The organism is Sphingomonas sp. TZW2008 (assembly GCF_002117915.1).
Taxonomy (GTDB): domain Bacteria; phylum Pseudomonadota; class Alphaproteobacteria; order Sphingomonadales; family Sphingomonadaceae; genus Sphingomonas.
The window spans coordinates 107,244-120,893 of record NZ_BDJB01000001.1; the positions used below are offsets into that span (position 1 = coordinate 107,244).

A 13,650-nucleotide genomic window follows, 5' to 3' on the forward strand; every position below is an offset into this window, starting at 1 on the left:
TGTCAGTTGCGCTGTGCGACCAGCCCGCGCGCAATCACCTGCGCCTGAATTTCCGCCGCGCCCTCAAAGATGTTGAGGATGCGTGCGTCGCACAGGATACGGCTAATCTCGAATTCGAGCGCATAGCCGTTGCCGCCGTGAATCTGGAGGCTGGCATCGGCATTGCTCCACGCGGCACGCGCGGCGAGGAGCTTGGCCATGCCGGCCTCGATATCGCAGCGTTTGCCCGAATCCTTGGCGCGGGCGGCGGCGTAGGTGAGTTCGCGCGCGGCGACGAGATCGACGAGGCTCATCGCCAGCTTGTCGGCGACCCGCGGGAAGTGAATGATCGCGCGGCCGAACTGCTTGCGATCGAGCGCGTAGCTGAGGCCAAGTTCCAGCGCGCGGCGGGCGACGCCGACGGCGCGCGCGGCGGTCTGTATCCGCGCGCCTTCGAAGGTGCGCATCAGCTGCTTGAAGCCCTGGCCTTGCTCGCCGCCGAGCAGCGCGTCGGCGGGGGCGGTCATGCCGTCGAAAGAGAGCGCATATTCGCGCATCCCGCGATAGCCGAGCACCTCGATCTCGCTGCCCGCCATGCCCGGCGCAGGGAAGGGTTCGCCATCGGTGCCGCGCGGCTTGGGGACGAGCAGCATCGACAGGCCGGAATAGCCCTTGGCATCCGGCACCGTGCGAGCGAGCAGGGTCATGAGGTCGGAGCGGCTGGCGTGGGTGATCCACGTCTTGGCGCCATCGATCCGCCAGCTATCGCCATCGCGTCGCGCGCGGGTCTGGAGCGAGCCGAGATCGCTGCCGACGTCGGGTTCGGTGAAGACGGCGGTGGGCAGTACCTCGCCGCTGGCAATGCGCGGGAGCCACTCGGCCTTCTGCGCCTCGGTGCCCGAGCCCGCGATCAGCTCACCGGCGATTTCGGAGCGGGTGCCGAGCGAGCCAGCGCCGATCCAGCCGCGCGACAGTTCCTCGGTGACGATGCACATGACGAGCTTCGACAGGCCGAGGCCGCCGTAAGTCTCGGGGATGCAGACACCGAAGGTGCCGAGTTCGGCCATCTTGGCGACGGTTGGATCGGGGATCAAATCGTTGGCGAGGTGCCAGCCGTGCGCGTGGGGCAGGATTTCGACATCGGTGAAGCGACGGAACTGGTCGCGGATCGCGTCCAGCTCGGCATCGTCGAGCGTTTCGCTGGGCCATTCGCCGGCGGCTAGCCGTTCGACCAGCGCACGTCGGTCGGCGGCGGCGTCATGATCGAGAAGGTCGGCGCAGGCGTCGGCGAGGGCGCGCGCGGCTGCGGCGAGGCCGAGGTCGGCGGGGCGGAACAGCTCGTTCTGGCCCATCGGCAGACCGCCGACGAGCTGGGCGATGCTTTCCCCAAGGGCGAGGCGGGCTATGAGGGCGTTGATCTCGCCCGCGTTGTTATCGGCCCAGTCGGCCACCGCCTCCAGCGCGGCGACGGTGGTCGCGACCCAGGCGAAGCCGTGCGCGGCGCGCTGCTCGCTGTCGATCGGCGCGGCGTCGAGCCGAGCCGCGAGGGCGGCACGGGCGTCATCGCGATAGCGTTGCGCCGCCGCCAGTGCCTGCCGCAACATCACGCGCGCTCGAATACGGCGGCGATGCCCTGGCCGCCGCCGATGCACATCGTTTCCAGGCCGTAGCGGCCGTCGCGGCGGACGAGCTCGCGGGTCAGATTGGCGAGGATGCGGCCGCCGGTCGCGCCGATCGGGTGGCCGAGCGAAATGCCCGAGCCGTTGACGTTGAGAATCTCGTTTCGGCTGTCGTCCTTGCTCCAGCCCCAGCCCTTGAGCACGGCGAGCACCTGCGGCGCGAATGCCTCGTTCAGCTCGACGAGATCGATGTCGCCCCAACCAAGGCCGTTGCGGGCGAACAGGCGCTCGACCGCCGGAACCGGGCCGATACCCATGCGCGAGGGATCGCAGCCGGCGGCGGCCCAGCTGTGGAACCAGGCGATCGGCTCCAGACCCAGTTCCTCCAATTTGTCCTCGGCGACGACGAGGCAGGCGGCGGCAGCGTCATTCTGCTGGCTGGCGTTGCCGGCGGTGACGACGCCGCCCTCGAGCGCGCGCAATTTGCCGAGCGATTCCAGCGTGGCGTCGGGGCGGAAGCCCTCGTCGCGATCGAAGACGATCGGATCGCCCTTCTTCTGCGGCACCGAGACGGGGACGAGCTCGTCGGCGAACAGGCCCTGTTCCCAGGCGGCAGTGGCGCGCTGGTGCGAGCGGACGGCATAGGCATCGGCCTCCTCGCGGGTAATGTCGTAATCCTTGGCGAGATTCTCGGCGGTCTCGATCATCCCGCTGATGACGCCGAAGCGCTCGACCGGCTGCGACATCAGGCGGCCACGGGTGAGGCGATCGTGGATCGTGAGGTTGCCCGCGCGCACGCCCTTGCGGATGTCGGTGGTGTAATGCTCGACGTTGGACATGCTCTCGCAGCCGCCGGCGACGACGACGTCGCTGACGCCGGTCTGCACCATCATCGCCGCGTCGATCACCGCCTGAAGCCCCGAGCCGCAGCGGCGGTCGAGCTGATAGCCGGGCACCTCGATCGGCAGGCCGGCGGCGAGCCATGCCCAGTGGCCGATCGCCGGCGCTTCGCCATTGCCATAGCCTTGCGCGAACACGACGTCGTCGACGCGGCTCGGATCGATCTTGGTGCGCTCCATCAACGCCTTCAGGATCGTCGCGCCAAGCTGACCCGCGGTGAGCGAGGAGAGGCTGCCGCCGAACTTGCCGACGGCGGTGCGGATCGGAGCGACGATGGCGGCGCGGCGCAGGCCGGTGCTGGTGGTCATGGGTCGGGTCCTCGATATGGTAGGTCAGGCCGGGCGGGCGATGCCGCTGTCGAAGAGCTTGGCGATCGCACCCGACGACAGGCCGAGGCGCTCGGCGAGCACCTCCTCGCTGTGCTGGCCGTTGCGCGGGGCGGGCAGCGGCGGGCGGCGCTCGTCGCCGGGGATCGTCGCGAAAGCGCCGGCGGCGGGGTAGCTGGTGCCGCTCGGGTCCGCCGCGGTGGCGAAGATCGGATTGTCGCCGACGAGCCGCGGATCGCGCACCGCATCGGCCATCGTGCCGTAGGCGGAGTGGACGATCCCACCGGCGTCGAACGCGGCGGCGAGATCGGCGTGGTCGCGCGCGCCGATCGCGCCCTCGAACAGCGGGAACAGCGCGTCGCGGTGGATGAAGCGCAACCCGTCGTCGGCGGCAAAGCTGACGCCGCGCTCGGCCTCGACGCGGGCGATCGCCTCGCCCAGCCCGAGCGCCGCGACGAGATTGGACCATTGCCGGTGCGTGACGACGACGATCATCGTCCGCTTGCCGTCCCGCGTCGTGAAGTCGCGCCCGAATAGCCCGAAGACGGTGTTGCCGAGCCGCGGCCGATCGGTGCCGGTGTGCAGCACCTCCGCGATCCCGCCGAGATTGGCGACGGTGCCGATCGCCACGTCCGATAGCGGCAGCCGCACCTCGCCGCCCTGGCCGGTCGCGTCGCGGCGGCGCAGCGCGGCGAGCAGCGCAAAGGCGGCGTACGATCCGGTCAGCAGATCCCACGCCGGCAGCACGTGGTTGACGGGCTCCGGCCCCGGCCCGGTCAGCATCGGATAGCCGACCGCATTGTTGACGGTATAGTCGAGCGCCGGGCTGCCATCCGCCCAGCCCATCACGCGCACGGTGATCAGATCGGCGCGCCCCTCCGCCAGCGTGTCGTGTGCGAGGAACCCCTTCGCCGGGAAGTTGGTGACGAACTGCCCCGTTGCGCGGACCAACGCCTGCAACAGCTCGCGCCCCTCGGGCCGGGCGAGATCGAGCGCGACGCTCTTCTTCGCGCGATTGAGGTTCTCCCAGTAGAGCGAATCGTTGTTCTCGGTCACCGGCCAGCGGCGGAAATCGGGGCCGCCGCCGATCTGGTCGACGCGGATCACCTCCGCCCCCATCTGCGCGAGATAGAGCCCCGCGGTGGGCGAGGCGACGAACGACGACGCCTCGATCACGGATAGGCCGGGGAGGAGATCGTACATCGGTCAGGCGACTCCGGCGTTGAACTCGCGCAGCATGTGCTTGGCGATCTGCAGCTGCAGGATCTGCGTCGTGCCCTCGTAGATGCGATAGATGCGCGCGTCGCGGAAGAAGCGTTCGGCGTCATATTCGGCGAGGTAGCCTGCGCCGCCGTACACCTGCACGACGCGGTCGACGATCCGCCCGCATGCTTCCGACGCGAAGACCTTGGTTGCCGCCGCCTTGCGCAGCACCGCCTCGCCCGCGTCGGCGCGGCGCGCGCAGTCGGCGAGCATCGTCTCGGAAGCGTAGAGCTCGATCTCGCTGTCGGCGAGCATCTGCTGGATCAGCTGGAAGTTGGCGATCGGCTCACCGAACGCCTTGCGCTCGGTGGCGTAGCGCAGCGCCGAATCGAGTGCGCGGCGGGCATAGCCCATCGACGCCGCGGCGACCGACAGCCGCCCATTGTCGAGGCTCTTCATCGCGGTGACGAAGCCCTTGCCTTCCTCGAGCCCGAGCAGCGCGTCGGCCGGCAGGTGGACGTCCTCCAGGATGATGTCGGCGATGTGCGACCCCGCCTGGCCCATCTTCTTGTCCGACTTGCCGACGGTGACACCCGGCGTGTCCATCGGCACGATGAACGCCGAGACGTGCGCGTTCTTGGGCAGCGCCTCCTTCGACGTGCGCGCCATGATGACCGCCATCTTCGCGTCGGGCGCGTTGGTGATGTAGCGCTTCGTGCCGTTCAACACCCAGCCGTTGCCGGAACGAACCGCCATCGTCTGCATGCCCGCCGAATCGCTGCCCGACCCCGGTTCGGTGAGGCCGAAGGCGGTGACCATGCCGCCCGCCATCTGCGGCAGCCACTCGCGCTTCTGCTCCTCGGTGCCGCCGTTGCGCAGCGCCGAATTGACCATGCCGATGGTGATCGAGATGATCGAGCGGAAGCACGGCATCGCATAAGCGAGCTCGCGGATCGTCTGCGTATATTGATACGTGTTCATCCCCGCGCCGCCATATTCCTCGGCGATCGTCAGCCCGAACAGACCCATGTCGCGCATCTCGGCGAGGATATCGTCGGGGATGCGGTCGGTTTCGAGGATCTCCTTCTCGGCCGGGATCAGCCGATCGCGCACGTAGCGGCGCAGCTGGTCGATGAACTGGTCGAAGGTCTCGGCATCCATGCCGGTATTCGGGCCGGGATTGAGCGTGCTCATGCGGGAAAACCTCAGATCGGATCGTAGGGGAAGACGTGCGCCGACACTTCGTCGGCACGCGCGAAGCTTGGGCGGAACGAGGGCGCGAGCTCGTCGGCGATCGCCTGCGGCGTCCAGCCTTCGAGCTTGGTCATCGAGCGGATCGGTCGCGGCTTGGAGAACAGCACGATCTCGTTCTTGCGTACCGCGAAGATCTGGTTGCTGACGTCCGCCGACAGATCGGACGCGAGATAGGCGACGAGCGGCGCGATCTTGTCCGCGCTCATCGTCTGAAGCCGCGCGACGCGCTCCTTCGCCTCAGGCGTCTCCGCCGGGATCGACGCAGTCATCCGGCTCCACGCGAACGGCGCGATGCAGTTCGAGCGGACGCCGACGCGCGCCATGTCGAGCGCGATCGACTGCGACAGGCCGACGATGCCGAGCTTGGCGGCGGAATAGTTCGCCTGGCCGATGTTGCCGATCAGCCCCGACGTCGAGGTGAAGTGGACGAAGCTGCCCGAGCCCTGCTCGCGGAAATACGGCGTCGCTGCCTTGGAGACGTTGAACGCGCCGTTGAGGTGAACGTCGATCACCGCGCGCCAGTCCTCATGGCTCATCTTGTGCCAGATCGTGTCGCGCAGGATACCGGCGTTGTTAACCACCGCATCGATGCGGCCAAAGCGCTTCACCGCGTCCTCGACGATCGTCGCCGCGCCGGCGGGATCGGCGACACTGGCGAGGTTGGCGACCCCCTGGCCGCCCGCTTCGACGATGTCGCGCGCGGTCTGCTCCGCCGGACCGGCCTCGCCGCCTTCGCCCCCGCCGCCGACGCCCGGATCGTTGATGACGACCGCCGCGCCCTCACGCGCGCAAAGCAGCGCGATCTCGCGTCCGATGCCGCGCCCGGCGCCGGTCACCGCGACGACCTTGCCTTCGAGAATGCCTGCCATCCCGCTCTCCCTTGTCGGCGGCAGCCGTACAGCCACGCGCAAAGAATTTCAACATCCGGCATTGTTTTTCAGAATGCTGAAAGATAGGTCGAGGCATGGAGCCTCGCGTACGCTCGGTCGGTCACGCCTTTGCGATCATGCGGCTGCTCGCTGGTGGCGAAGCGATGACGCTGTCGGAGATAGCGCGCGGCTGTGCGCTCAGCCCGTCTACCTGCCTCGGGTTGCTGCGCACGCTGGTCGGCGAACGCGTGCTCGTTGCGCAGCCAGGCAAGAGATACGGGCTCGCGCCGGCGTGGCGGGAAGGATCGGCGCGATGGGCCGATCCGCACGCGCAGATCGTCGCCACCGCGCGCCCGCTGCTCGACCGGGCGGCGCGCCAACTCGACGCGCCGGTCGGGCTGTGGCGCGTCGTCGCGGGGGAGCGGCTGCAGTTGATCGCGCTGGGCGAGAGCGCGGCGTCGACACGGATCCACATGCAGGTGGGGCAGCGCCAGCCGATCGGCGGCGGCGCGACTGGCCGCGCGCTCGCCGCAGCGCAGGCGCTCGATGAGGCGGAGCTTGCCGCGCGCTTCGCGGCGGTACGCTGGGAACGCGTGCTCGATCTCGCCGCCTATCGCGGGCAGATCGCGGATGCGGCGCGTGACGGCTATGCGGTCGACGATCGCTACGGACACGCCGGCGTGCGCTCGATCGCGGTCGCCGTTCCCGGCAACCCGCCGACGCTGTGCCTGTCGGTTTCGTTCTTCGCCGCCGATGCCGGCTGCGCCCGCGACGCGGAGGCCGGCCAATTACTAAACGAGCTTGCCGACCAACTCTACGCGTCGTCTAACGCTGCCTGAGCGCCACGCGCCGCCCACTAACCCGCATGGAAGTACCACTTCCATGCGCACGCTTCACGCTGCCACCACCTTGCGCGCCTCGTCCGCCGCCTCGATCTCCGCCGCCTTCGCCTCGACCAGGCCGACGATGTGATCGATCATCCCGGCGTCCTGCACGTGATGGTCGGTGACGCCCGACAGATACACCATGTGCTTACCGTTGCCGCCGCCGGTGATCCCGATGTCGGTTTCGCGCGCCTCGCCCGGGCCGTTGACGACGCAGCCGAGCACGGAGAGCGACATCGGCGTGCGGATATGCTGCAACCGTTCCTCGAGCGCCTGGACGGTGCGGATCACGTCGAACCCCTGCCGTGCGCAGCTCGGGCAGCTCACCACGCGCACGCCGCGGTTGCGGATGCCGAGCGCCTTCAGGATCTCGAACCCGACGCGCACTTCCTCCTCGGGCTCGGCCGACAGCGAGACGCGGATCGTGTCGCCGATGCCGTACCACAGGAGCGAGCCGATCCCGATCGCGCTCTTCACCGTGCCGCCGACGAAGCCGCCCGCCTCAGTGATGCCCAGATGCAGCGGGCAATCGACCACCTCGGCGAGCTGCTGGTATGCCGCGACCGCGAGGAAAAGATCGGACGCCTTCACCGCCACCTTGAAGTCGTGGAAGTCGCGGTCCTGCAGCAGCTTGATGTGGTCGAGCGCGCTTTCCACCAGCGCCTCAGGGCAGGGCTCGCCGTATTTCTCGAGCAGGTCCTTTTCCAGGCTGCCGGCGTTGACGCCGATACGGATCGCGCAGCCGTTCGCCTTGGCGGCGTTGACCACTTCGTTGACGCGTTCGGCCGATCCGATGTTGCCCGGGTTGATACGCAGGCACGCCGCGCCGGCGTCCGCCGCCTCCAGCGCGCGCTTGTAGTGAAAATGGATGTCAGCGACGATCGGCACGCGCGCCGCGCGCACGATCTGGCCCAGCGCCGCGGTCGATTCGACGTCGGGGCAGCTGACGCGGATGATGTCGACGCCGGCATCCTCGCAGCGGCGGATCTGATCGATCGTGGCGCGCGGATCGGACGTCGGCGTGTTGGTCATCGTCTGCACCGTGACGGGCGCGTCGCCACCGACGGGCACGGTGCCGACCATGATCTGGCGGCTTTGGCGGCGCGTGATATCGCGCCAGGGGCGGAGGGACATGGAGGCTTCCTATCGGCTTTGCCGGCGATATAGCGTCTCTCGGACATAAACGAAATCAGGGGCAGGATCATGACGCTTTCGCTGTACGACGCGGTTATACCGTCGAACCTCCAGATCCTCGGCGCGGTCGACGGCCTCGTCGATAAGGCGGAGGCGTTCGCCAGCGAGAAGGGCATGGCGCCCGCCGCGCTGATCGACGCGCGGCTCGCACCCGACATGCTGCCGTTCGGCTATCAGGTCAAATCGGTCGCCGAACATTCGATCGGCGGGATCGAGGGCGTGCGCGGCGGCAACTTCTCGCCCAGCATGACGCCGTGGCCGACCGATTTCGCCGGGCTCCACGCCAAGGTGCAGGGCGCGATCGCCGCGCTCAAGGCGGTCGACCGCGCCGAATTCGACGCGCTGGCGGACAAGGACACACAATTCTCGATGGGCGAAATGCGCATGCCGTTCAGCGGCGCGCAGTTCCTGCTGTCCTTCTCGCAGCCCAATTTCTATTTCCACGCCACGACCGCCTACGCGATCCTGCGCGCGCAGGGGGTAAAGCTGGGCAAGCGCGACTTCCTTGGCAAATTGCGCATGGCGATCTGATCGCAGCAATAGTTCGTTACGGTTCTCGCGCTAACGCGGGGCTGTGCCAGAACTCGCCGCCCCCGCGACCCGCCACTATGGCCTCGACTGGCTGCGGATCGGCGCATTCGCGCTGCTGATCGTCTACCATGTCGCGATGGTCTTCGCGCCGTGGCCGTGGGTGGTGAAATGGCCCGAGACGTTTCCGGCGCTGATCGTGCCGATGGCGCTGCTGACGCCGTGGCGCATCCCGCTGCTGTTCGTCGTATCGGGCTTCGCGACGCGTAAGCTGCTGTCGCGGACCCCCGATCTCGCCGGCTTCGTCCATGCGCGCAGCATGCGCCTGCTCGTCCCACTCGCCTTCGCGGTGCTCGTGCTGCTGCCACCCGAGCTGTGGGTCCGCGTGCGGCTCGCGGGCGATCCGGAGGGCCTCGCGACCTACTGGCTGGGCGATTACTGGAGCCCGTTCGTCCACTACGGCCGCGCTTTCCCGAACTGGGAACATATGTGGTTTGTCGTCTACCTGTGGGCGTATACGATGGTGCTTGCCGCGATGATCGCGCGCGTCGGCATCGCGCGGATCGATCGCTGGTTCGCGCCGCTGACGATCGGACGGCGGCTCGTGTGGCTGCCGATCGCCGCGCTGGCGGGCATGAAGATTGCGCTGATGTTCGTCGTGCCGGAGACGCAGGGGCTGTTCAGCGACTGGACCGGACATTCGGCGTACCTGCCGCTGTTCGTCTTCGGCTTCGTGCTCGGGGGGACGCCGGCGCTGTGGCAGGCGATCGCGCACGGCTGGCGCGCCGCGCTCGCCATCGCGCTGGCGTGCGCCGTCGTCGTCACCTGGGTGGAGCTCGCCTATCAGGGAAGCACGCTGCCGGGACATGCGGTGATGGCGCTCGATCGCGCGGCGCGGCTGGGCATGGCGTGGGGCGTGATCCTCGCGCTGCTTCGCCTCGCCGACATGCGGCTCAACCGCGACCATCCTTGGCGCGCACGGCTCGCCGAGGCGGTGTTCCCGGCGTATATCGTCCACCATCCGGTGCTCGTCGTGCTCGCCTGGCTTGCGCCCGGCTGGGGGCTTGGGCCGGTCGCGGGCTTCGTGTTTCTGCTCGGCGCGACGGCGCTCGCTTGCTGGGGCGCCTATGCCGCGGGGCGCCGCATCGCCTGGCTCGCGCCACTGATCGGGCTTGCCCCGCGCCGCGCCGCGTCGCCGCGCGCGATGGTATCGGGGGCGGGGGGAAGCTGCTAGGCACCGCGCCGATGCAGCGGCACTATGGCCTCGACTGGCTTCGCATCGGGGCCTTTGCGATCCTGATTCTCTACCATATCGGCATGGTGTTCGTGCCGTGGCCGTTCCACGCCAAGCTCGACGCGCAGCCGTGGGTCGCGGTGCCGATGATGCTGTCGAACCCGTGGCGGCTATCGCTGCTGTTCGTCGTCTCGGGCTATGCCAGCCGTGCGCTGTTCGTGCGCCACGCGACGGCGTGGACGTTCGTGCGCAACCGGACCGCGCGGCTGCTGATCCCGCTCGCGTTCGGCGTCGCGGTGATCGTGCCGCCGCAGGCGTGGGTCGAACTCGTTACGCAGCACGGCTACCAACGCGGCTTCGCAGCCTTCTGGTGGGGCGATTACTTCCGTTTCAGACGACTCGACGGCATCGCGCTGCCGACGTGGAACCACCTGTGGTTCGTCGGCTATCTGTGGGTCTACACGCTCGGCTGGACGCTGGTGCTCGTCATGACGCCGGCGGCGGTGCGCCGCGTGGCGCAAGGCGCGTTCGATCGCCTGTTCGGCGGGATCGGTGCGCTGCTGCTGCCGATGGCGTGGCTGATGCTCGTCAGCGGCGTGCTCTTCCCCGGCGCCCGCGAAACGCACGAACTGTGGGGCGACTGGGTGGCGCATGCGAGCTACTTCCCGATGCTCGTCTTCGGCTACGCGCTTGCGGGCAGCGAGGCGACGTTGGCGGCCTTCGCGCGCTGGTGGAAGCCGACCGCGCTCCTCGCGCTGTTCGCCTATGGCGTCGTCGCCGCGGTCGCGATCGTCTACGCCGGTTATCGCGTCACGCCGCGGCCGTTCGGGACGATCTTCAGCCTGGCGCGCGGCGTTGAGGGCTGGATGGCGATCGCCGCGCTGATCGGCGTCGCGGAAACGTTCTGGAACCGCGACCATCGCTGGCGCCCGATGCTGACTGAGGCGGTGTTTCCCTTCTACATCGCGCACCAGACGATCATTGTCGTCGTCGCCTATTGGCTGATGCCGTTGGCGCTGCCGGATGCGGCATCGTTCGCGATCCTCGTCGCAGCGACGCTCGCGGGATGCAGTGTTTTCTACCTAGTTGGGCGGCGTGTGCCGCTGCTGCGCCCGCTGATCGGGCTGCGGCTCCATCGCCGCGCGCCCGCAATCCCCGACGACCGCCCCGCCATCGTTTGAGAAGGACTATCATGCGCCGCCTGCTGCTCGCCGCTCTGCTCGTCACCCCGCTCGCGCCCGCCTTCATCTCGTCGGCCGCGGCACAGACCGCGCCGCGCTGGTCGCTCGCCATCCACGGCGGCGCCGGGGTGATCGAGCGCGACAAGCTCACCCCAGCGCAGGACAAGGCGATCCGCGCCGCGCTCACCCGCGCGCTCGATGCCGGATCGGCAGTTCTCGCCAAGGGCGGCGCGGCGCTCGACGCCGTCGAAGCCGCGATCAAGGTGCTCGAGGACGATCCGCATTTCAACGCTGGGCGCGGCGCGGTGCTGACGTGGGACGGGCGCAACGAGCTCGACGCGGCGATCATGGACGGGCGCACGCGCGCCGCGGGGGCGGTCGCCGGCGTCACCGCGACGCGCCACCCCGTCAGCCTCGCCCGCGCGGTGATGGAGAAGAGCGACCACGTGTTCCTGTCGGGCGCCGGGGCCGACGCCTTCTCGCGCGCGCAGAAGCTCGAACAGGCCGGCCCTGAGTGGTTCGCGACGCCCGAGCGCCGCCGCCAGCTCGAAACGCTGAAGGCGAAGAAGCTGTCGGCGATCGACGTCGACCGCAAATACGGCACCGTCGGCGCGGTGGCGCGCGACGCAAGCGGGCATCTCGCCGCCGCCACCTCAACCGGCGGGATCACCGGCAAGCGCTGGGGCCGGATCGGCGACGCGCCGGTGATCGGCGCCGGCACCTATGCCGACGATCGCGCCTGCGCCGTCTCCGCCACCGGCGCGGGCGAGTATTTCATCCGCGAAGGCGTCGCGCACGAGATCTGCGCGCGCATCCGGTTCGCGCATGAGGCGCCGCAGGCGGCGGCGGACCGCGTGATGGACGAGGTGAAGGCACTGGGCGGCGATGGCGGGGTGATCGTCAACAGCCCGAACGGCACGATTGCATGGAGCTACAACACGCCAGGCATGTATCGCGGCCGCATCTCGGCGGGCGGCAAGCCGGTCGTCGCGATCTACCGCGACGAGCCGTAAGGAACGGCACGTAAGCACGCCGTTGCGCGGCGGAGCGGGGGAGCAACGCGCCGTGCGAGTGGCGCCCGCCCTATCCCGCGGGCGAGCAAGCAAGTGGGCGGCAGGCAGCGTCCGCGGCCGCTGCCTGCCCGCTTATCACTCGCGGAAGGCGCGTTCCGATAGGCGCGTGATCGGCGTCAGGATATACTGCATCACCGTGCGCGGATCGCCGAGCAAATTGATCTCCGCCGTCATGCCCGTGCCGATCGGCAGCAGTTTGCCCGTACGGCGATCGAGCAGCCCTTTGGTGTCGGTGCGCACGAAGACGTTATAGTAGCTCGCCTGCGCCTTCTCATCGACGATCGCGTCGGGTGAGATCGATTCGACCTTGCCGTCGATCCAGCCGTAGACCGAGCTGTCGTAGGCGGTGATATTGATCCGCGCGTGCTGCCCGGTGCGCACGCGCGCGATGTCTTCCGGGCGCACGCGCGCCTCGACCAGCAGCGTGTCGCGGCTCGGCGAAATCTCGGCGATCGGCGCGCCGGGGGCGACCGCGGCGCCGACGGTGGTGACGATGACGCGGTTGATCCGCCCCGCGAGCGGCGCGCGGACGGTGGTGCGCTCGAGCCGCGCGGCGAGCGCCGGCATCGTCGAGGCCCGTGCCGACAGTTCGGCCTGCGCCTTGGCGAGTTCGTCGGCCGCGCGCGCACGCCAGTCCTGCCGCGCCTGCGCAAGGCTGGCGCCGGCTTCCGATACCGCCGCCTGCGACCGGGCGAGCGCCGCCGATGCCTGCGCGGCCTCGCTCGCCGCCACGGCGGCGGCGCTGCTCGCCTGGTTGAGCGTCAGGCGCGGCTCGATGCCCTTGTCGACCAGCGGCTTGATCGTCTCGAGTTCGTAGGCGCGCGCCTCGCTCGCGCTGCGGCGCGCCTCGAGCGCGGAGCGCGCCTCGTTGACCGCGCGGTTCGCCTGCACGCCGCGCGCGCCGTACGCGCCGGTGATCCCGGCGAGTTCCTGCATCCTGGCCGTGTGCAGCGCGCGCTCGATCTCGATCTGCTCGGCGATCACCGGATTGGTCGCGGCGGGATAGATCGGCTCGCGCCCGAGGACCTCGGCCTTGAGCCGGGCGATCTTGACGAGCAGTGCGGCGGTCTGCGCCTCGCCCGAGCCGAGCTCGCCGCCGGTGGCGGTGGGGTCGAGCCGGACGATCGGCTGCCCCGCGCGCACCAGCTGCCCGGTACGCACCAGTATCTCCTTCACCACCCCGCCTTCGAGGTTCGACACTGTCTGCAGCTGCGAGCTGGCGATGACGCGGCCCGAGCCGCGCACGGTGCGGTCGAGCGTTGCCCACGACGCCCAGACGACGAAGATCACGAAGAAGGCGACGATCGCCCACAGCAGCAGGCTCGACGCCTGGCGCGGCTTCACGCGCGCGGCGAGATCCTCGAGATGCGTGTGCGGCGCGGGCTGGGTTGCGAGTTCGGACATCG

The 13,650-nt window shown here is 69.3% G+C and carries 12 protein-coding genes; 5 read left to right on the forward strand and 7 right to left on the reverse strand.

Features of this window, described 5'->3' with window-relative positions; all coding sequences use genetic code 11:
• Positions 1 to 2: 2 nt before the first annotated feature.
• From B7L05_RS00500 to B7L05_RS00520, 5 genes are read right to left on the reverse strand one after another with little or no spacing between them, the layout of a single operon-like run.
• Positions 3 to 1,583, reverse strand: coding sequence for an acyl-CoA dehydrogenase family protein (locus tag B7L05_RS00500; RefSeq protein ID WP_085808256.1), 1,581 nt, complete (start codon positions 1,581 to 1,583; stop codon positions 3 to 5).
• A complete protein-coding gene (locus B7L05_RS00505; protein WP_085808257.1) occupies positions 1,583 to 2,806 on the reverse strand; it encodes an acetyl-CoA C-acetyltransferase in 1,224 nt (407 codons plus the stop codon). Before B7L05_RS00505 ends, B7L05_RS00500 begins: the two co-directional genes overlap by 1 nt.
• A 24-nt stretch (positions 2,807 to 2,830) precedes the next feature.
• Complete coding sequence (locus B7L05_RS00510) at positions 2,831 to 4,027, reverse strand: CoA transferase (RefSeq protein ID WP_085808258.1); 1,197 nt, start codon at positions 4,025 to 4,027, stop codon at positions 2,831 to 2,833.
• A 3-nt stretch (positions 4,028 to 4,030) separates the two neighbouring features.
• The gene (locus B7L05_RS00515; protein ID WP_256926543.1) at positions 4,031 to 5,221 is read right to left on the reverse strand and encodes an acyl-CoA dehydrogenase family protein; all 1,191 of its coding nucleotides are present in this window, start codon (positions 5,219 to 5,221) and stop codon (positions 4,031 to 4,033) included.
• 11 nt (positions 5,222 to 5,232) lie between these two features.
• Positions 5,233 to 6,150: an SDR family NAD(P)-dependent oxidoreductase gene (locus B7L05_RS00520; protein WP_085808259.1), complete on the reverse strand. Its 918-nt coding sequence runs from the start codon at positions 6,148 to 6,150 to the stop codon at positions 5,233 to 5,235.
• A 95-nt stretch (positions 6,151 to 6,245) separates the two neighbouring features.
• On the opposite strand from B7L05_RS00520, the gene B7L05_RS00525 reads away from it, so the two are divergent.
• A complete protein-coding gene (locus B7L05_RS00525) occupies positions 6,246 to 6,989 on the forward strand; it encodes an IclR family transcriptional regulator (RefSeq protein WP_085808260.1) in 744 nt (247 codons plus the stop codon).
• A 54-nt stretch (positions 6,990 to 7,043) separates the two neighbouring features.
• Here B7L05_RS00525 and ispG read toward each other — a convergent pair whose 3' ends face one another.
• A complete protein-coding gene (ispG, locus tag B7L05_RS00530; protein WP_085808261.1) occupies positions 7,044 to 8,168 on the reverse strand; it encodes a flavodoxin-dependent (E)-4-hydroxy-3-methylbut-2-enyl-diphosphate synthase in 1,125 nt (374 codons plus the stop codon).
• A 69-nt stretch (positions 8,169 to 8,237) separates the two neighbouring features.
• Here ispG and B7L05_RS00535 point away from each other — a divergent pair, with 69 nt between their 5' ends.
• Genes B7L05_RS00535 through B7L05_RS00550 form a run of 4 tightly spaced genes read left to right on the forward strand, consistent with a single transcriptional unit; the run spans position 8,238 to position 12,184 of the window.
• The gene (locus B7L05_RS00535; RefSeq protein ID WP_085808262.1) at positions 8,238 to 8,759 is read left to right on the forward strand and encodes a DUF1993 family protein; all 522 of its coding nucleotides are present in this window, start codon (positions 8,238 to 8,240) and stop codon (positions 8,757 to 8,759) included.
• A 43-nt stretch (positions 8,760 to 8,802) separates the two neighbouring features.
• Complete coding sequence (locus B7L05_RS00540; protein ID WP_085808263.1) at positions 8,803 to 9,990, forward strand: acyltransferase family protein; 1,188 nt, start codon at positions 8,803 to 8,805, stop codon at positions 9,988 to 9,990.
• 11 nt (positions 9,991 to 10,001) lie between these two features.
• Positions 10,002 to 11,171 (forward strand): acyltransferase family protein, encoded by a 1,170-nt coding sequence (locus tag B7L05_RS00545; RefSeq protein WP_085808264.1) that lies wholly within the window; start codon positions 10,002 to 10,004, stop codon positions 11,169 to 11,171.
• Between the two features lie 11 nt (positions 11,172 to 11,182).
• Entirely contained in the window at positions 11,183 to 12,184 is a 1,002-nt protein-coding gene (locus tag B7L05_RS00550; RefSeq protein ID WP_085808265.1) for an isoaspartyl peptidase/L-asparaginase family protein, read from the forward strand.
• A gap of 135 nt (positions 12,185 to 12,319) precedes the next feature.
• On the opposite strand, the gene B7L05_RS00555 is transcribed toward B7L05_RS00550, so the two are convergent.
• On the reverse strand, positions 12,320 to 13,648 hold the full coding sequence (locus B7L05_RS00555) for an HlyD family type I secretion periplasmic adaptor subunit (RefSeq protein ID WP_085808266.1): 1,329 nt from the start codon (positions 13,646 to 13,648) through the stop codon (positions 12,320 to 12,322).
• Positions 13,649 to 13,650: the final 2 nt, after the last annotated feature.

What these genes read in the sequence shown, in the direction of transcription:
- B7L05_RS00510 (WP_085808258.1), bottom strand. Translation starts at nt 4,027, where the DNA reads ATGTACGATCTCCTCCCCGGCCTATCCGTGATCGAGGCGTCGTCGTTC.
- B7L05_RS00525 (WP_085808260.1), top strand. Translation starts at nt 6,246, where the DNA reads ATGGAGCCTCGCGTACGCTCGGTCGGTCACGCCTTTGCGATCATGCGG.
- ispG (WP_085808261.1), bottom strand. Translation starts at nt 8,168, where the DNA reads ATGTCCCTCCGCCCCTGGCGCGATATCACGCGCCGCCAAAGCCGCCAG.
- B7L05_RS00515 (WP_256926543.1), bottom strand. Translation starts at nt 5,221, where the DNA reads ATGAGCACGCTCAATCCCGGCCCGAATACCGGCATGGATGCCGAGACC.
- B7L05_RS00545 (WP_085808264.1), top strand. Translation starts at nt 10,002, where the DNA reads ATGCAGCGGCACTATGGCCTCGACTGGCTTCGCATCGGGGCCTTTGCG.
- B7L05_RS00535 (WP_085808262.1), top strand. Translation starts at nt 8,238, where the DNA reads ATGACGCTTTCGCTGTACGACGCGGTTATACCGTCGAACCTCCAGATC.
- B7L05_RS00505 (WP_085808257.1), bottom strand. Translation starts at nt 2,806, where the DNA reads ATGACCACCAGCACCGGCCTGCGCCGCGCCGCCATCGTCGCTCCGATC.
- B7L05_RS00500 (WP_085808256.1), bottom strand. Translation starts at nt 1,583, where the DNA reads ATGTTGCGGCAGGCACTGGCGGCGGCGCAACGCTATCGCGATGACGCC.
- B7L05_RS00550 (WP_085808265.1), top strand. Translation starts at nt 11,183, where the DNA reads ATGCGCCGCCTGCTGCTCGCCGCTCTGCTCGTCACCCCGCTCGCGCCC.
- B7L05_RS00520 (WP_085808259.1), bottom strand. Translation starts at nt 6,150, where the DNA reads ATGGCAGGCATTCTCGAAGGCAAGGTCGTCGCGGTGACCGGCGCCGGG.
- B7L05_RS00555 (WP_085808266.1), bottom strand. Translation starts at nt 13,648, where the DNA reads ATGTCCGAACTCGCAACCCAGCCCGCGCCGCACACGCATCTCGAGGAT.